Here is an 18,238-nt window from a genome sequence, read left to right as displayed (position 1 = left end):
ATACGTGAATATTGTGCTTCATTTCGGCGTTTGATGAAGCAGACTTGGTGTTTGTTTCTTCTATGGCATTCAGCTACCCCGTTACAAAACATGCCTGCTTGTTGGTTTACACTACCGTTGCCAAGAATGCTTAATCCCATCTCAGCAATTCCATCACCAACTAGCAAAGGTAGGCCTCGACCCGAGACAGGACGTCGAGGGCTGCCGTTGTTCAGGGAAGATAAATCGGCAGGAATCGTGGTCTACGCTAGTTGTTGATGGAATGTTTTGCTGAGTAGGGCGCCATGGGGATTCCAAAGGGGCATTTGGCGTGTAACGCCCCTTTGGGTGTTGTCGCCACCGCGACGCCAAGCAGGAAATTAAACTCCAAGCGTTTGAGGTTATAAATCGACGCTTACGCTAGTTGCTGATGAAATGTTCTGTTGAGGAGAGCGCCTTGGGGATTCCAAAGGCCGAGCTTAATATGAGCGGCGTGTAACGCCCCTTTGGGTGTGTTCGCCACCGCGACGCCAAGCAGGGAATCAAACTCAATCCTACCAGTTAAACATTAAGTCTATGATAATGGTTGTTATTATTAGTTTGCTGTATCAATTAACTACAACAATTCCCCAAAACTCCCCAATTCTTTATACAATCGACTTTTCACTTCGTCATTAAATGCAACAAGATCTGGAATGCCAATAACATAACAACCAGCATCTAAGGCGGCGGTTGCTCCAGCATTTGAGTCTTCAAACACTAAGGCACGTTGTGGGTCAACTTGTAGCTTTTCACATGCTAATAAATACGGGGCAGGGTGTGGTTTATATTGGCTAACCTCATCACGGCTAATAACCACGTTAAATGCGTCGTAAAAGTCATAATGCATAAAGTTGGCGGTAACGCCTGGTCGAGCACTTGAGGTTACTATGCCTAGTGGTTTGTTAAGTGTTTTTAGAAATCTTAAGTATTCTAAAAAGCCTGCTTTTAGCGGTACGGCTTGTTGGTGTAATTCGTGTAGATTTTGGTAGTAACTTTCTGAAAATAATTGCATATCAACAGTGTTTTTTGTGCCGTTGCTGCTGTTAAACCAAGTACCCGCAACTTCCATACAGCTTGGTGTAGTCATGCCAATAAAGTTTAAATACATTTCATCGGTAAACTCCTGATCGTATTGTTTAGCGGTGATTTTCCATGCTTGGCGATGAACGGTTTCTGAGTCAAAAATCGTGCCGTCCATATCAAATAAAATGGCATCAAAGTTATCGTAATTCATCATTTGGCTTTAGTTCCTTATTAACGGTGCAATCAGCATAATATCTAAATAAACATATACCTAAAAAGCATATACCCAAAAAGCGTAAGTTTTTTTTATAGATTTATTGTGAGGGATAAAGGTTTCACCTAAGTTACAAAGGTTGTAATCTCCCCCGCGAATTATGAGAATAAATGGATAGAGTAAATTTAAATGCTTTGTCGAGTTTTAGTCGCGACCACACAGCTAAGCAGAGCAATTTCAACAACAATGAGCTCCAAGCCGAAGACGGTTAGTCTATTCGAGATTCAAATAAATAGAATTACTAAGCAAAGCATCGAGCAAAGCACCAAGCAGAGCAACACCTTGATGTTTTTCCTTTAAATGGATAATAAGTCTATTTCTTTTTCGCTGTTGGCCAAACAAAGGGAACTTTCTTGCTATTAGCTAGTTTGTTACCACTGGGCTTGTTAGAAGTGGTATCTGCCACTTTATTATCTTGGGCGAGTATTGCTCTGATAATTTTACCCGTTTCTGGATGTTTACTACAAAAAGTTTTTAGGTATAAAATTTCAACTCTACTGCGTGCCCAAGGAGTGGTACGCAAAAATTTCAAACTTGATTTAAGGCGTGGTTTATTCTGGAAACAACGAATGCTAAGCATCTCACCCATCTTCTCCCAACCAACTTTCTTCTCTAGTTCGGTTAGGATCTGTTCAAGTTTTATGCCGTGTAGTGGATCATTACTATTATTCATAGTCTACCTAAAATAAAAAATAGCATTGTAACAAGTTTCCTAAATATTGATAGATTTAAGCGTTTAGCTTAGACAAAAAAGCACAAAGAACTTAGAGAAAAGTTATTTTTTTACCGGTTAGACGAGTCGTGTAAAGCATCCTTAAAAAATTTTAAATAGAATACTAAGATGATTGAGGGGGTTAAATATAAAGGTTACTGAAACTGTGAATAGACCACGTTATTTAGCTTTTTACAGTAAAACTTCATTAGAACGCTACCTCAGGTTTACGTCCCTCAAGTTAATCAACCTCAGCTAGATTATGAACAAAGTTGTTGAAATATTGTGTGATGTCGATTATTTTGGTCGCGTAATTATTCCTCAATGAGGAAAGCAGTTAACTACTAACCTGAGTCTTTCTAATAGTTATCTCCCATCTTAATGCCTTGTAGACCAGATGTGTCTTGTCATTAGATTAAACTAATCGCTGTTATCAGTGCAAAATACAAATTTCATTCAGGGTAAAAAATAATAATGACAATCCAACCCCCAGCGAAGCGTTATTTATGGATATGGTTTCTCTGGCTTGGCATCTTTTATGTCAGCTGGTTTAGCCTAATACACTTTACTTCAGCATGGCAAACCACCGCTGAACATTGGCCTATGGCAGTGGCTATGGCACTTGGCAGTTATGCCGCAGGATCTACCCCTATGGGCGGAGGCACAGTTGGCTTTCCCGTGTTGGTACTCTTGTTTGATTTGCCAGCAAGCCTTGGAAGAGACTTTAGTTTTGCCGTGCAATCAATCGGCATGGTTAGCGCCAGCATTTTCATTTTAGTACGCCGCCAGCCGGTTGCTTGGCCGATACTAAAAGGCGCTACACTTGGGGCATTATTTGGTACCCCTTTAGGAATATTTTTTATAGCACCTGAGGTACCCGATTTATGGATTAAAGTCATTTTTGCGATTATTTGGGGTAGCTTTGGCTTGCTGCACCTTTATCGAATCAATGAGATCTCTACTAACACAGGTATGACCGAATTTGATGAAAAATGGGATCACAAACTAGGTTTTATTTTAGGCCTTGGCGCTAGTGCGCTTGCAGTATCTGTTACGGGGGTAGGCATTGACATGGTTATTTACGCAGCACTCGTTTTACTCTGTCGCGCCGATCTTAAAATTGCCATTCCCACGTCAGTTATCATTATGGCGTTTGCTTCGGTTTATGGTGTTGTTATTAAAAGTGTAACCAATAGTTGGCAACCAGGTGTTTATGAAAACTGGCTGGCAGCTGCACCAGTTGTTGCTTTAGGCGCACCTTTAGGTGTTTTTGTTGTGGAATTTATCAACCGTAAATACACGCTACTTATTGTAGCTACATTATGCGTAGGTCAGCTATTGTGGACCTTTCAAAACGAATATGACGCGCTAGGCGTAGGAGGCATTGCACTTGCCGTTATTGCGGTAGGTTTATGTTTATTAGTATTTGAAAAATTACGTGATTGGGGAGCCAAACTCACCAGTGAGAACCCTACAAAACTATAACCCTAAAGGCTTACTTGCTGGTCATTTTAACAAGTAAAATGACCATGTTCTTATTTTTATAGGTATAGGTATTGATGTTAATACCAATACCAAGTTGAAGTTAATTAGTCCGGTAAAACTAAACAGGCTTTAAAGTAAGCCTGTTTTTATTTTCTTTTCGCTCTAGACTTATTTGGCTTACTAGATCTGCTTGGCTTTTTAACTTGTTTCTTTTTCTTAGCTTGTATCGGCGCTTTTGCAAACTCTTTATGGAAAGGTTGCTCTGTTACAACAGGAATAACTTGGCCTATGCTATTTTCAATATTTGTTAATTGCCTAATATCATTTTCTACTGCAAATGAAATAGCCATGCCGCTTTTACCTGCACGCGCAGTGCGTCCTATTCTGTGTATATAGTTTCTTGGATCTTCAGGCAGGTTGTAGTTAATAACTAACGAAATGTTATCAACATCAATGCCGCGCGCGGCAACATCGGTTGCCACCAATACTCGTAAGTTAGCATCTTTAAAGTTTTGTAAGGCTTCTTCTCTCATCGCTTGAGTTTTGCCACTGTGTAAGCTTGCCGCAGTTATTGATGCGCCTTCTAGTGCTTTAACAATAATGTCAGCACCATATTTTGTTTTACAAAAAATGAGTACTTTTTCAAAGTCAGCATTTGCCAGTATATTAAATAGCGCTGGCACCTTATTTGATTTTTCGAGGTGGTAAACACTTTGATTAACCAAGTCGATTGTTACTGTTTCAGGATCAATCTGAACTTTTTTAGGATTAGTTAATATTGCTTGTGCAAGTATTTCTATTTCAGCAGGCATAGTTGCTGAAAACAATAATGTTTGTCGTTTTTTTGGCAATTTAGAAATGATGGTTTGCACATCGTTAAAAAACCCCATATCAAGCATGGTATCGGCTTCATCTAATACAAATACTTCTAATGCCTTAAAGTTGATATCGCCAGTTTCAATTAAATCTAGCAATCTTCCAGGAGTAGCTACTAAAATATCAAGCCCAAGCTTTATAGCATCAACTTGACCTTGTCTGCCTACGCCACCATAAACAACCTTAGTTTTCAGTTCCAAGTCTGTAGAGTAGTCATCAATATTTTGCATTATTTGCGAGGCAAGTTCACGTGTAGGCGTTAATATCAGCGAGCGTGTACTTTTGGCTTTATTATCAACCTTATCTTGGCCAATTTTATCTCGTCCAAACTTATTGATAATAGGTAATGAAAAGGCCGCAGTTTTTCCTGTTCCCGTCTGTGCAATACCTAGCAGGTCGTTACCATTAATAAGTGCGGGGATGCATTCTTTTTGTATCGGGGTAGGTTGCTTGTAACCTTTCAGAGCAACGCGGTCAATAATTGACTCTAAAAGTGAAAATGCTTTAAATTCTGACATGCTGGCTCGGGGTATTTAATCAATAGGCGGCTATTCTAACAGAATGCGTTCACATATTTAAGTCAGACGTTATTTACTTAACACAAGCTAATGTTATGATTAACAGCATAAATCATAACGTTATCTATTTAGTAGTTGAGATTAAAAATGTTAATTCGTAATTTGTTTGTCAGTTTAACTTGTACCTTGATGTTTGCTTGCGCCAGTTCTAGTAACTCTAATGGCGGTTATACACAAGAAGAGATCAATGCCCATTGGTTCAACATGAACCTTAAAAAAGAAGGTGTTGTTGAGACCGAGTCTGGATTACAGTACAAAATTTTGTCAAAAACGAATGATTGTAAACCTGATCCCGATGCAAAAATTACCGTGCATTATCAAATGATGTCAGCCAAAACTAATAAAATCATCGACAGTAGCTATCAACGTGGCTCTCCTGATGAGTTTCAGTTATCTAAAATGATTAAAGGCTGGCGTGAAGGTGTACCTATGATGAATATTGGTGAAACATGGGAGCTTTATATTCCACCAGAATTAGCCTATGGCAGTAAAGGTATACCAGGAGAAATTGCGCCGAATAGCGTGCTTATTTCTGTTGTTACTCTTATTAAATCACGTTGTGATGACTAATTGAATTGAATTGAATTGACTTGACTTGACCTGGCTCGAGCTTAGTTATTGTGAATTTTTTTGTTGTGTCTTTTACAAATATAAGGTTTAGAATTTATTATGAAAAACACCTTAAATGTTAATATCGCTTTAGTGGTAATGCTATCAGTAGCTTTATGTTCATGCAGCAACAAGCAGTTGTATAAAGCTGGACAAGAATATCAACAAAGTGCATGTATTGAAAAAGCAGCGACTGAAGGGCAGTATAATGATTGTATTCAAAGCCAAGAAAAAACGTTCGAGCAATATCAACGTGAGCGTAATGAGGCGTTAACTAAGCAAAACTAAGCAAAGCTAAGCCTAAATAAACTTAGCATTAACTGCTTAGATGTTGTGTTAAAACTATATCCGTTTGAGCTTGTAAATAGCTATTGATTTTCTGATGCTCGGGGCTCCAACCTTGTAAAAAACGATGAAAATCAGCATTCGCAAAACTGTATAACTGACGCCATTCAGTTTCTAATTCGGTAAAGTTAACCGCTTGTTTATAGTCAATGCACGCTTGCTTTAAGTGGTTAAAGTAGTAATCGAGCAGTTCATTGTGTACTTGAGTTAAATCATTGTCGGTTAAACAACTTCCTAAAAAATAGGCTAGATCTTTTACGCCAACACCTTTACCCACATATTGAAAATCTACCGCGGCTACGCGCTTGGTTTTATGTTGAGGCTCACCGCTAATGTCTACATTAATATTTTCAGCCGTAAAGTCACCAAAACAGAAATTCGCTAATTTTGCATCACCATGGACTAAGGTTTGATACTTTGCCTTGTTAAGCTGATTATCAATAAAATGCGCAGCCTGTTTTAAAGGCCCATTTTCCATGGTGTTAAATTCATCTTGCCTGGTCGCTAAATGCCAATAAGTCCCTACTGGCCATAAGTCATTGGCTTGGTAATTGATAAAACGTGCATGAAAGTTTGCTAGCCAGTGAATAACGACTTTAATGTCGGTTAACGATAGCGCAGGTTCGTTATCGTTAAAGCCTAAGGCTAGTAAGTCTTCCATCACTAATATTTGTGTGGTTGAGGAGACTTTTGAAAAGCTCATAACTTGCGGTACATAACAATTTGTAGTGCATAAATGTGCATAGTTCTGATAAAAATGGGCTTCTATTTTGTAAGAGTCTAATTTTCGCTGATGACCAAGATCACTGTGCCAACCTCGAGGGTGATTAACTTGTTTAGGTGGGCTAATTGATTTTACGATAACCGAAGCTGCTAGGTTAGGGCTGTAATAACGGGTAATTTCACCATAACCACTCCACAATTCTTGCAGTGTTTCTATGTAAGTTAATTGAGGATCGTTTATTAGTTGTTGCAGCGTTTTAAGCAAGGGATAACTCTATTTTAAGCGAATAATTTATAGAGATTATACCTGATTTTTATTAATAATTATGACAAGCCTAAATTGGGAGGATAGAATTTAGATATTCGTCATAAAAGTATCACTTAAATGCCTTAATCATCATTTAGCATAAAGACGACGTTGTTAAATTTCACTTCATGACGTAGTTAACTTTCACTTAATTAAGCTAAGCCAAGGTAAACTAAGCCAAACTAAATTTAATTAATTAAATTTTAGAGTGAAATAACATAAATACAAGGATTGGGTATGCAAACTTCTGGCTCAAAAAAATATTGGATTGTACTGGCGTTAATCGCTACTTTTCTGCAAGTAGGTTGTAACGACGCCAAAGATAATAGTGTTGATGACACATCTATTGCAGCCATTCCTGATGTAGCCGATAAAGTGATCGCTAAGGTAGGCGTAAGACCATTATTTTTAATAAACGAAATGCAAACAAGTGAGTTAAAAACTAAGCTAGAACAGTGTAAAGACAATACTTTTTATCGCTCTGACTTTTCAATAGGTCACCGTGGTGCTTCAATGTTATTTCCAGAGCACACTAAAGAAGCCTATCAAGCGGCCATTGATTCAGGCGCTGGTATTGTTGAGTGTGATGTAACTTTTACTTCAGACAAAGCTTTAGTTTGTCGTCATTCTCAGTGTGACTTAGCAACAACCACCAATATTTTAGCTGTGCCAGAGCTTGCAGCACAATGTTCAGAGCCTTTTTCTCCAGCTGATACGGCCAATGGTGTTGCAGCAAGCGCTAAATGTTGTACCAGTGATATTACCTTAGCCCAATTTAAAACCTTGAATGGCAAAATGGATGGCGCTAACCCGCAAGCAACTACCGTAAAAGAGTACTTAGCAGGCACACCTGATTGGCGCACTGACTTGTATGCAGGCTCTGGAACTTTAATGACGCACGCCGAAAGTATTGATATGTTTAAAAATGCCGGTGTTAAAATGACACCTGAATTAAAATCAGCCAGTGTATCCATGCCGTTTGATGGCTTTAGCCAAGAAGATTACGCACAAAAAATGCTAGCTGAATATATATCTGCCGGAGTGCCAGTTTCTCAGGTGTATCCACAATCGTTTAATCTTGAAGATGTACAATATTGGATAGCAAATAATCCTGAATTTGGTAAACAAGCGGTATTTCTTGATGATAGATATGATAGCGCGAGCTTTGATCATCAAAACTCAGCGACTTGGACACCGAGTATGCAGCAGTTAAAAGATCAAGGTGTTGAATATTTGGCGCCGCCATTATGGATGTTAGTGACGTTAAATTCAGCGGGCGAAATTATCCCTTCAAAATATGCTATTGCAGCGAAAACCGCTGAACTTAATATTATTGCTTGGTCGCTTGAGCGTTCAGGTTTTTTAGCAAATGGCGGCGATTGGTACTATCAAAGTATATCTGAGGCGATAAATAGCGAAGCAGATGTATTAGTATTATTAGATGTCTTAGCAAAAGATGTTGGTGTTGTTGGTGTATTTTCAGACTGGCCTGCAACGGTTACTTATTATGCCAATTGTATGGGATATTAATAACCTCTAATCATATTTAGAGGGGATTAAATCAAACATACTCCTTTGTAACTGAGCTAATCATTTTTCGTAAACTTGTATGTAATATGTATTAAGTATAGTATTTACAAGGTAATAGAGTTATGTGATTTCGTGAAATATTTAAACCCGATTTCAGATCGGGTTTATTATATCTAGCGCTTAGTATTAGTTATTTGCATAGTTAGGCATAATAAATATGTGCTACGTCTCTAATCTCCATTTCTATTAATATACCCAAGTAAACCTGCTCACAGGTTAATCACAAAACGAATACAGGAAGTTTATGAAAAAAATAATTGTTGCCGCTTCAGCCATTTTATTATTACAGGCTTGTACAACATTTGATCCTTATACCGGAGAAAGTAAAACAAGTTCAACCGCTATTGGCGCTGCAACTGGTGCAAGTTTAGCCGCTGTTGTTGCTTATCTAAAGAACAAAGATGAAGACAGTAATACCCGTAATAAACGTATTCTTGCAGCAGGTGCAGGTGGTGCGGCTATTGGTGGCGGTATAGGTTACTACATGGACTCGCAAGAAGCTAAGTTACGTAAACAGTTACGTGATAGTGGCGTAAGTGTTGAGCGAGACGGCGATAGAATTAATTTGATTATGCCCGGTAATATTACCTTTGCAAGTAATAGTACTAGCATTAATAATAAGTTTATCAGTGTATTACATTCAGTAGCTTTAGTACTTGAAGAGTATAATAAAACGCTTATTCTAGTATCAGGTTATACTGATTCTGTTGGTTCTACACAATATAATCAGCAGTTATCTGAAAATAGAGCTAACTCTGTTGCTAAGTACTTTCTTGGCCAGAATATTCTCATTGACCGCCTTGAAATAGTAGGGTTTGGTGAAACTCAACCTATTGCAACTAACGATACCGCGGCAGGTCGTGATCTTAACCGTCGTGTAGAAATTACCTTATTACCAGTAACGGAGTCATAAAAATGATTAAACAACTAAGTACAACAACTATATTACTAACCACTATTGTTTTAGCGGGCTGTCAAACAAGTAGTGCTATTAAAAGCGCTTCAGCTGACGGTATGACAAATATGTTTAGCTGCGACAAAATAGAAACAACTTTTGAAGCATATGACCAAGATAGAAATTCTTTTGCTAAATTAGAAGGAATTACTAGCATGATTGGTATTGATAGCAGTAGCTTTGATAATACACAAGCCGCTAGTTACTACAACACGGTTAAATCAGGTGTTAATTCAGCATTAGCACTTAAAGGCTGTACTTTATAATTGAAGCAGCAGTAGTTTCTTATACCCTTTGAAGATGATTTAGTCTTTCATTAATGGTTATTTAACCTGAGTTCGGGATAATGGAATTGTAAAGTATAAAAATATCAACTACTTGTATTCACGTATCTACAATAGTTTTAATTATTCGTAGTACAAGGCGGGAAAGCGAAGCCAATAACGGGTTATTGGGAGCTTTCGTAACGTAGTAATACGGATAATTAAGGCTGTTGTAGCATTTTGCTTATCCCGAATTCAGGTTATTTAAAAACTAAAGAAAATAAAAAGGTGACAGTTGTCACCTTTTTTAATCGCTTTTTAAAACTTAAGTGCGATATTCGGCATTAATTTTTACGTAATCGTAACTAAAATCACATGTCCAAATGGTCGCTTCTTCATTGCCACGGTGTAACTCTACAGTAATATCAATTTCAGCTTCATTCATTATTGCTTGGCCGTCAGCTTCTTTGTAACTTGCCGCACGACCTCCTTTTTCAGCTACTAACACATCGCCAAAGTATAGCTCTAAGGTGGTGGTGTCTAAATTCTCTAAAGATTTACATTCTCTTGACGCGTAACCGATTGCGGCAAGCACACGGCCTAAGTTTGGATCAGAAGCAAACATTGCAGTTTTAACTAGTGGACTTTTACCTATTGAAAAACCAATAGTTTTCGCTTCTTCGTTAGTTAAAGCACCTTTTACCGTTACCGTAATAAACTTAGTGGCTCCTTCGCCATCACGAATAATCGCTTTCGCTAAATATTGCGAGGTTTCAAGTAAGCCATTAAAAACTTCACTAAAACCTTCACTGTTACGGTTGGTAATTGCAGGGGCATTACTTTTACCGGTGGCTATAACAATAAATGAATCGTTAGTTGAGGTATCGCCGTCAACTGAAATACAGTTAAAAGATAAGTTAGTTATTTCTTTAGTGATTTCATCTAACAAAGGCTGTGCAATGTTTGCGTCAGTTGCGACATAACCCAACATGGTTGCCATATTAGGGTGAATCATACCAGCGCCTTTAGATATGCCGGTAATATTTACTTGCTCAGCACCAATGCTTACCTTGGTTGAATAAGCCTTAGGTGCAACATCTGTAGTCATAATGGTTGAAGCAGCATCAGCCCAATTAGTTGCTGTTAAGTTATTAACGGCGTGCGGTAAACCTGCTAACAGTTTAGCCATAGGTAAATGCTCTAATATTACTCCTGTTGAAAAAGGTAAAATTGACTGAACCGGAATAGCCATAATTTCAGATAAATTTTCACAGGTTGTAATAGCATCTTTCATGCCTTGTTCACCTGTTCCTGCGTTGGCATTACCAGTATTAATCACTAACGCTTTAATGCCTGTAATATCATTACTTTTAACCGCATTTAAATGTTTTTTGCATAAAGTTACTGGCGCAGCACAAAAACGATTTTGAGTGAAAACACCAGAGACGGCACTACCATCAGCTATTTCCACTACCAACAAATCTTTACGATTTTGATGTTTAATATTCGACTGAGCCCAACCAAGGCGAATGCCTTCGATGGTATTAAGCGACGCGGGGTTTATTTCAGGTAAATTAACAGGCATAAGAGAATAGTAATAATAAAAAAAGTAGATAAATATTACGCTTTTCTGGTTTTTTATGCAAAATATTATTGTGCTGCAACTCGACTAAAATCGCAATGTAACGGCTTAAGTAATAGTTAGCCTACAAGGTAGTTAATTAAGTCGCTAATTGGCTCGTTTCTGGTGTAGTTAATGGGGTGAGTAAATTGCTTGCTAAATAATAGCGTTAACTTAGTAACGGGGGATCACAGCTAATGTGTGCTCAGTCCATTTTATTATTATTTACAGTTGCGGTCAGTGTAAAAGTAAACTAGCTTTAAAGAGTTAACGCTTATTATCATTGAAGATGAATTACTTTAGGAATTATTTATAAGAATTAATGACGATAAAGTGACTTTAGGGCAGCAACAGAGTTTATAAGTTTCTACATATAGCCAGAGGTTTTCCTATGTATTATCGACTGCCCGCTTATATTTATTTAACGTTATTTACGTTACTTTTTTATAATAATAGTTTTGCTGTAACAAATGATGACGAACAAAGCCCTCAAGCATATTTAGATTATGCTATTAGTCAACAAAAAGTCGATTTAAACATAGCCAAAGAGTCACTCCAAAAAGCCTATGATCTTGCGAAAGTGGGCAATAACCGTTATATCATCGCTAAAATTATCTTAGAGCAAGCACAAACAGAAAAACTTCAAAAAAATTATCTTGATGCACAACAATACCTTGTTAAAGCCCAAGCAATTAGTGACAGCATAAATAATGTTGCATTAACTGTTGATGTGTTAACCAATATGTCATCCGTACAACGTAATTTAACACATTATGAAAAAAGCATGGAATACGTGCAAAAAGCGATAACTATTGCACGCGATAGCCGTGAACCAAGCTTGATAATTAAATCGTTACAGACTAAAGGTACACTTTTACAGGTGATGGGGTTATATGAAGACTCAATTACTACTTATTTATTAGCGCAACGTTACATCTCAGGGGTAAGTGAAGAAAGTAAAATTAATTTGTTTTTAGATACTGCGAACGCCTACAGTAAAGTAAATGAATACGAGTCGAGTATTCGATATTATAAAAAGGCCATAAAACTACTTGAAGATACTAATGATATAGACGGTTTAGCCAAGAGGTTAATTGACTTAGCTAACACTCATTCTAAAAGTGGTGAATATGGTAAAGCATTGGAAAGTGCGAAAAGATCTTTAGCTATTGCTCGTGAATCTAACAATGAAAAATATGTACTAAAAGCATTAGTAACTCTTTCTATAGTGTATAGAAAAATAAGTAGTTATGAAGAGGCGTTGAAGCACGGACTTGAAGCTATAGACATCTATCAAGAAATTAATGATTTCAATGGACTTGCCGCTTCGTCAAACTCTATTGGGCTTGTATATATACATTTAAATCAGAGTGAAAATGCAAAAAGTTATTTTACGCAAGTTATAGAACTCCCCATAAATAAAATTAAAACTAAGTATCGTGCTTCGGCACTTCGCGACTTAGGCAAGTTAGCTTCAGATGAAAAAAATTATCAACAAGCTGTAGAACTGTCTAATAAGGCGTATGCTCTTTATGAAAAAATAGATGACCGAAAAGGGGAGGCTACGGTACAAAAAAACTTAGGCTACATCTACGCTAAAATGGGCAAGGAAAAGGATGCTATTAATGCTTACAGTATCTCTATCGAAATATTTAAAAAAATTAATGATAGCTGGAATAAAGCAGAAAGTAAGGCTCAATTATCTTTAGTGTTGATTAATATTGATATAAAAGAATCGATTCGTTTAGCGCAAGATAGTTTAGTTTTAGCTAAACAGCTAGGGGCAAAATCAGTTGCAGAGCAAGCCTATAGTGCTTTGATTTTAGCCGAAGAAAAAGGAGAAAATTATAAACAAGCATTAGCTTATGCTAAAAAGAAAGAAACACTGATTAATGAAATAAAAACTGATGCCATTAACAAACGATCAGCTGAAATGTATATTATTTTAGATGTAGAAAAAAAAGAGCGAGCCCTTGAAATTCTTAAGCAAGAAAAAGCGGTAATATCATTAGAGTTAGATAATCGAGACAGTAAGTTAAGGTTACTTGAAAAAGAAAAAAGAATTGATGATTTGCAAGATCAAAATACCTTAATTATTGTGAGCGTAATTACAATTACCGTGCTGATCGTATTATTAGTCCTAGGTAGGGTTTATTTTAATATGCGTTACAGCTTTATTATTTCCATGATTATAGTTGTTATCACTTTACTTTATTCACTTAACTCAAGTGCCAAAGATATTATTAAGTTAACTGCTGGGCAATCACCGTTAGATGTACGTCCGCAATACAGTTTGTTAGTTCTTAATGAAGCGCTTGAGTTGAGTCGTGAAAAATATGGTGATTATGAAATTAAAATTATTAATGAATTTATCACAAATGATGTCAAAAGATGGGCAGTTTATGATGGCACTAATATTAATTTGACGATGGCTATGACCTCACCAGACTGGGAATATTTAACAATACCTATACGTATTCCTATTAGAAGAGGGGTAGGAAGCTATCGTTTACTGGCTATTAATAAAAATAATCAACATCGCTTTACCGATATTAATACAATTAAACAACTGAAAACGCTTACCATTGGTTTGCAGCAAGAATGGATAATGAATGATTTATTTGAGGAAGAGGGGTTTAATATTGTTGAAAGTACATCGTATGATGGTATTTTTAGAATGCTTAATAAAAACAGGTTTGATTTTGTACCACGTGGTATCAATGAAGTGTATGACGAAATATCGATACGCGCCGATGAATTAACGGATATTATGATTGAACCTAATATTGCAATACGTATTCCGCAACCTTATTATATATTTGTTTCGCCTAAGTACCCTGAGATTGCAGAAAGAATTGAATATGGTTTAGAAAAAATGATATCAGCAGGTACTTTACAAAAAATGTTTAATGAACATTATGCTGAGTTTATCAAAAGAGCGAACTTATCAAACAGAATAATTATTAATGTGGGAAATAAATATTTACCCAATAAAACCCCTATTGAACGCAAAGAACTTTGGTTGCAATTTGATTTTGAACAAAATTAAATAAATACTGAAGATAATTATAAAATTTCATTACACTTTTCATCAAACCCATATCGACTTTTGTAGTACTTAGCCATTAATTGAGTTTAAGGGATTATTTTTAAAGGCGCAGGGAGTGCAACCGTTTTAGTTACTAATTTATTTAGCTAAATCAGTTGGCTAAATCGGTTAGCTAAGGCTTATTTATGTTTTATCGTTTTTCTAGTTATTTACTTTCACTACGGTTAGCAATACTTAGTGCAGTATTTATTGTGCTATTTGCAGCTAACAGTGCAGCACTTGAAGCGACTGAATCCGCCCCAAGGTATATAGAATATGGTGTAAGTATACAAAAAACGAACCCAGACGCGGCTAAAAAAGTATTACAAACCGCTTTTGATCTCGCAAAAAAACAAAATGATAAATCATTAATGGCAAAAGCTATTTTAGAACAAGCGCAAATAGAAAAGCTTCAGAACAATTACCTCGATGCACAACAATTTTTACTTAAAGCTGAGGCTATAAGTCATTCATTAGATAATTCATCTTCATATAATAATTTATTACTGGTCGATATTTTTACTAATATGGCCACGGTGCAACGTATTTTAAAAGATTATGAAAAGAGTATGGCATATGTCGAAAAAGGCTTAGCTATTGCCCAAGCAAGTCTTGAACAGCAGCTTATCTTTAAGAGCTTGCAAATTAAAGGTACGCTGTTACAAACCATGAAACGCTATGATGACTCTGTTGCAACGTATTTACTTGCTGAAGAATATATGTCAGATGCTAGCGTGGATGACAAAATACGGTTATTACGTAATATTGCCAATGGCTACAATAAAGTAAATGAATATCAATTAGGTATTGAATACTATGAAAAAGCCGTTGAACTGTTAATAGAAAATAATGATACAAAAGCTATTTCGTTCACCTTATTAGATATTGCCAAAACACAGGCAAAAATTGGTGGTTATGGACAAGCTATTGACAGTGGTAAGCGTGCTTTATCTATAGCAAGAGAGCATAAAATTGAAGATGTTATCGTCGAATCATTAGTTGTCCTGTCAATTGTTTATCGAAAAATTAGTAGTTATGAAAATGCTTTGTTATATGGCTTAGAAGCGTTAGCTCTGTACGAAAAAAACAAAGATTTTAATGGTATCGCCGCCTCATCAAACTCGATTGGGTTAGTCTATTTTTATTTAAATCAAAGCGATAATGCACAAAGTTACTTTAAGCGAGTATTAAATATCCCTGTTGATAATATCGAGAGTAAGTATCGAGCTGCCGCGCTTCGCGACCTCGCTAAATTACTCTTTGCTGAAAATAAGCACGACACAGCCATTGAATTATCTAACGAAGCTTATGCAATTTATGAACAATCAGGTAATCGCAAGGGAGAGGCTGGGGTATTAACTAGCATTGCTTCATTTTATTATCAAATGGGGAAATTACCTCAATCAATTAATGCCTATAATACCTCTATTGCCATTTTACAAAAACTTAAAGATGTGTGGAATGAAGCCGCTAGTAAAGCCCAGTTGTCTATTGTGTTAGTTAATATTGATTTAGATAAGTCTATTTCATTGGCACAAGAAAGCTTAATGTTAGCGGCTAATATAGGTGCTAAATCCGTTTCTGAAGAAGCTTATACTACGTTAATTTTAGCCGAAGAAACACGCGGTAATTATAAAAAAGCTCTTGAATACGCGAAACAAAAAGAAGCACTGGTTAATGAAATAAAAACAGATGCGATAAATAAACGCTCAGCTGAAATGTTTATTATTTTAGATGTAGAAAAAAAAGAAAGAGCGATTGAAATACTTAAACAAGAAAAAGCCTTTATAACCCTAGAATTAGATAATCAGGACACCAAAACCAGATTAAAAGCGCAAGACAGCATTATTAAAGAATTGAATGCTAAAATTACCAATATCATTATTGGTGTTATTGTTTTAACTTTACTCTTTGTCGTTCGTATTTATTTCAACCTTAATATTCATTATTTTATCTTAATTTCGCTTGTCGCTAGCCTGATATTGTATTCGGTTAGTGCCTACAGTGTTCAAGCTGCATCCTCAGCAGTTATCAATAGACTTACCTCATAAACAATTCACTTAAGTATAAATTTCTATATTGATACTGAAGTTGAGATTTATATTTATGCTGAGGTAGATGTTGTGTTTATTTGATAGTTAATTATTGGTTTTCGTTATATATTGCCTAGGAAAAATATGGGCTCAAATAATAATAACGATGCATAGGATGCACAACATGAATAAATTAAAACGACTGCACCTTTTTTATAAGGTGATTTACGGTGTGCTACTGTTAATTTTTAGTAGTAATGTTGCTTATAGTGAAGGTAATAGAACAGCTAATATTGCAGACTTCAATAGTGTCTTTTCACAACATCAACAACTGGTTGCACAACAAAAATATCAAGCAGCACTACCATTAGCTAAACAAAGCTACTTGTTAGCAAAAACTAATTTTGAGCCGTTAAGTAATAATAGATTAGTTGCTACCGATAATTATGCGCTTAATTTACAAGTCACTAATAATCCTGTGTTGGCAAGAGCCGTATTCATTGAATTATTAGGTTTATACGAGCTAAAGTACGGTAAACATGCACTAGAACTATTACCGATATTAAACGATATAACCGCCTTAAATACTGAACTTGCAGAGTCACCAATAAAATCTTTGGCTAATAGCGTTGATGCTGATGAAGCAAAAAACTATGCCATACGCCAATATAAACTTTACCTGCGTTATAACAGTGATGACTTTGTTAAGCAGTTTGCAGATCCCAAATTACCGACAACCATTCATGCTGAAAATACCTTGGAAAAATTAGAAAGCCATCTTGATAAAGATTTTGCTATTTATGAATCTGACCATTGGAGCATTATTTATCCCCCTGAAGAATTAACTTATGTTCAAGACGATATGTCAAAATTAATGGAGCAAACTTATACAAATAACATTAGTTTTTTAGTGGCTATGGGCTTAAGAAACAAACCAATAGATGAAAAAATGACGGCGGTTTATTTTTCAAATCAAGCAGATTATGTGTCATATATTACCGCGATAACCGGTGATAGCTATGCAGCTAATGCGTCAGGTGGAATTTATTCTCCAAGTGCCAGAGCAATATTCGTGTTTGATAAACATTATGGCAAAAGCAAAAAACGCAAACGCCCACCAGAGCAAACTATTGCTCATGAGGTTAGCCATCAGGTTTTATATGCAACGGGGTTTAATGCCTTAACCTATGTACAGCCTAGATGGTTAATCGAGGGGACAGCAGCTAGTTTTGAATACCATAACAGTGAAGAGTCATTTGGTCCGCACACTAGTAATTATGCTTTTAGACGAGTGCTTCCAGTTAAAAAGCGATTTGAAAATAATTCATTAATTTCACTTGAAGAATTAATTGGTTTTGATGGTGATGATGAAGATTTTGAGTCTGCGTATAACCAAAGTGATATTTACGCGCTCGGTGCTATGTTAGTGCGCTTTTTATATACCTATTACCCTGATGAATTTAAGGATTATTTAACTATATTATCAAAATCGAGATCAGTGCTTTTTGGTAAAAATGTTAGGTTAAAACAATTTAGAAAAGCCTTTGGTGAGCCTGAAGCGATGCAAGCTCAGTTCTCTGCTTATATTGCACAAGTGATTGCAGAAACTGATATTGCTTATGCGGAGGTTCAAGCTTTGAAAAAGGCGAAAAAGAAAAAAGAGAAACAAGAAAAGTCTGCTAGAAAAAGTAAAAAAGATATCTTAGAAAAGGTTTAGAAAAACTCTAGAAAGAAC

14 protein-coding genes are annotated in these 18,238 nt (G+C 36.2%); 9 read left to right on the top strand and 5 right to left on the bottom strand.

Annotated elements, in window-relative coordinates; translation table 11 throughout:
* Positions 1–595: 595 nt before the first annotated feature.
* Positions 596–1,258, bottom strand: a complete 663-nt coding sequence (locus CWS31_RS11875) for an HAD family hydrolase (protein WP_101342555.1) — start codon at positions 1,256–1,258, stop codon at positions 596–598.
* A 373-nt stretch (positions 1,259–1,631) separates the two neighbouring features.
* The gene (locus CWS31_RS11870; RefSeq protein ID WP_101342554.1) at positions 1,632–1,991 is read right to left on the bottom strand and encodes a VF530 family protein; all 360 of its coding nucleotides are present in this window, start codon (positions 1,989–1,991) and stop codon (positions 1,632–1,634) included.
* 513 nt (positions 1,992–2,504) lie between these two features.
* Here CWS31_RS11870 and CWS31_RS11865 point away from each other — a divergent pair.
* A complete protein-coding gene (locus CWS31_RS11865) occupies positions 2,505–3,515 on the top strand; it encodes a sulfite exporter TauE/SafE family protein (RefSeq protein WP_101342553.1) in 1,011 nt (336 codons plus the stop codon).
* Between the two features lie 146 nt (positions 3,516–3,661).
* Here CWS31_RS11865 and CWS31_RS11860 read toward each other — a convergent pair whose 3' ends face one another.
* Positions 3,662–4,909 carry a DEAD/DEAH box helicase gene (locus tag CWS31_RS11860; RefSeq protein ID WP_101342552.1) on the bottom strand — a complete coding sequence of 416 codons (1,248 nt, stop codon included), beginning with the start codon at positions 4,907–4,909 and terminating at the stop codon, positions 3,662–3,664.
* Between the two features lie 147 nt (positions 4,910–5,056).
* Here CWS31_RS11860 and CWS31_RS11855 point away from each other — a divergent pair, with 147 nt between their 5' ends.
* Positions 5,057–5,539, top strand: coding sequence for an FKBP-type peptidyl-prolyl cis-trans isomerase (locus CWS31_RS11855; RefSeq protein ID WP_101342551.1), 483 nt, complete (start codon positions 5,057–5,059; stop codon positions 5,537–5,539).
* A 99-nt stretch (positions 5,540–5,638) separates the two neighbouring features.
* Positions 5,639–5,866, top strand: coding sequence for a hypothetical protein (locus CWS31_RS11850; protein WP_101342550.1), 228 nt, complete (start codon positions 5,639–5,641; stop codon positions 5,864–5,866).
* A 28-nt stretch (positions 5,867–5,894) separates the two neighbouring features.
* On the opposite strand, the gene CWS31_RS11845 is transcribed toward CWS31_RS11850, so the two are convergent.
* Positions 5,895–6,911 carry an oxidoreductase family protein gene (locus CWS31_RS11845; RefSeq protein WP_101342549.1) on the bottom strand — a complete coding sequence of 339 codons (1,017 nt, stop codon included), beginning with the start codon at positions 6,909–6,911 and terminating at the stop codon, positions 5,895–5,897.
* Positions 6,912–7,190: 279 nt separating this feature from the next.
* Between CWS31_RS11845 and CWS31_RS11840 the strand changes: the two genes are divergently transcribed.
* The 3 genes from CWS31_RS11840 (at position 7,191) to CWS31_RS11830 (ending at position 9,764) form a co-directional block, all read left to right on the top strand.
* The gene (locus CWS31_RS11840) at positions 7,191–8,483 is read left to right on the top strand and encodes a glycerophosphodiester phosphodiesterase family protein (protein WP_101342548.1); all 1,293 of its coding nucleotides are present in this window, start codon (positions 7,191–7,193) and stop codon (positions 8,481–8,483) included.
* 304 nt (positions 8,484–8,787) lie between these two features.
* A complete protein-coding gene (locus tag CWS31_RS11835) occupies positions 8,788–9,456 on the top strand; it encodes a YiaD family glycine zipper/OmpA-like lipoprotein (protein WP_101342547.1) in 669 nt (222 codons plus the stop codon).
* Between the two features lie 2 nt (positions 9,457–9,458).
* Entirely contained in the window at positions 9,459–9,764 is a 306-nt protein-coding gene (locus CWS31_RS11830) for a hypothetical protein (protein WP_101342546.1), read from the top strand.
* 322 nt (positions 9,765–10,086) lie between these two features.
* On the opposite strand, the gene argJ is transcribed toward CWS31_RS11830, so the two are convergent.
* Positions 10,087–11,346: a bifunctional glutamate N-acetyltransferase/amino-acid acetyltransferase ArgJ gene (gene argJ / locus CWS31_RS11825; RefSeq protein WP_101342545.1), complete on the bottom strand. Its 1,260-nt coding sequence runs from the start codon at positions 11,344–11,346 to the stop codon at positions 10,087–10,089.
* Between the two features lie 427 nt (positions 11,347–11,773).
* On the opposite strand from argJ, the gene CWS31_RS11820 reads away from it, so the two are divergent.
* The 3 genes from CWS31_RS11820 (at position 11,774) to CWS31_RS11810 (ending at position 18,220) form a co-directional block, all read left to right on the top strand.
* Complete coding sequence (locus CWS31_RS11820; RefSeq protein WP_101342544.1) at positions 11,774–14,431, top strand: tetratricopeptide repeat protein; 2,658 nt, start codon at positions 11,774–11,776, stop codon at positions 14,429–14,431.
* A gap of 185 nt (positions 14,432–14,616) precedes the next feature.
* Positions 14,617–16,521 (top strand): tetratricopeptide repeat protein, encoded by a 1,905-nt coding sequence (locus tag CWS31_RS11815; protein WP_101342543.1) that lies wholly within the window; start codon positions 14,617–14,619, stop codon positions 16,519–16,521.
* 166 nt (positions 16,522–16,687) lie between these two features.
* A complete protein-coding gene (locus CWS31_RS11810) occupies positions 16,688–18,220 on the top strand; it encodes a DUF1570 domain-containing protein (RefSeq protein ID WP_170252861.1) in 1,533 nt (510 codons plus the stop codon).
* Positions 18,221–18,238: the final 18 nt, after the last annotated feature.

Origin of the sequence: Colwellia echini (assembly GCF_002843355.2) — a bacterium.
In the GTDB taxonomy this organism is placed as follows: domain Bacteria; phylum Pseudomonadota; class Gammaproteobacteria; order Enterobacterales; family Alteromonadaceae; genus Colwellia; species Colwellia echini.
The sequence above is the reverse complement of the archived record's forward strand: the minus strand, read 5'-3'. Positions and strand labels throughout refer to the sequence as shown.

Bases quoted from the DNA above. Each gene is read 5' to 3' on its own strand.
- CWS31_RS11875 (WP_101342555.1), bottom strand. From the start codon at position 1,258: ATGATGAATTACGATAACTTTGATGCCATTTTATTTGATATGGACGGC.
- CWS31_RS11870 (WP_101342554.1), bottom strand. From the start codon at position 1,991: ATGAATAATAGTAATGATCCACTACACGGCATAAAACTTGAACAGATC.
- CWS31_RS11865 (WP_101342553.1), top strand. From the start codon at position 2,505: ATGACAATCCAACCCCCAGCGAAGCGTTATTTATGGATATGGTTTCTC.
- CWS31_RS11860 (WP_101342552.1), bottom strand. From the start codon at position 4,909: ATGTCAGAATTTAAAGCATTTTCACTTTTAGAGTCAATTATTGACCGC.
- CWS31_RS11855 (WP_101342551.1), top strand. From the start codon at position 5,057: ATGTTAATTCGTAATTTGTTTGTCAGTTTAACTTGTACCTTGATGTTT.
- CWS31_RS11850 (WP_101342550.1), top strand. From the start codon at position 5,639: ATGAAAAACACCTTAAATGTTAATATCGCTTTAGTGGTAATGCTATCA.
- CWS31_RS11840 (WP_101342548.1), top strand. From the start codon at position 7,191: ATGCAAACTTCTGGCTCAAAAAAATATTGGATTGTACTGGCGTTAATC.
- CWS31_RS11835 (WP_101342547.1), top strand. From the start codon at position 8,788: ATGAAAAAAATAATTGTTGCCGCTTCAGCCATTTTATTATTACAGGCT.
- CWS31_RS11830 (WP_101342546.1), top strand. From the start codon at position 9,459: ATGATTAAACAACTAAGTACAACAACTATATTACTAACCACTATTGTT.
- argJ (WP_101342545.1), bottom strand. From the start codon at position 11,346: ATGCCTGTTAATTTACCTGAAATAAACCCCGCGTCGCTTAATACCATC.
- CWS31_RS11820 (WP_101342544.1), top strand. From the start codon at position 11,774: ATGTATTATCGACTGCCCGCTTATATTTATTTAACGTTATTTACGTTA.
- CWS31_RS11815 (WP_101342543.1), top strand. From the start codon at position 14,617: ATGTTTTATCGTTTTTCTAGTTATTTACTTTCACTACGGTTAGCAATA.
- CWS31_RS11810 (WP_170252861.1), top strand. From the start codon at position 16,688: ATGAATAAATTAAAACGACTGCACCTTTTTTATAAGGTGATTTACGGT.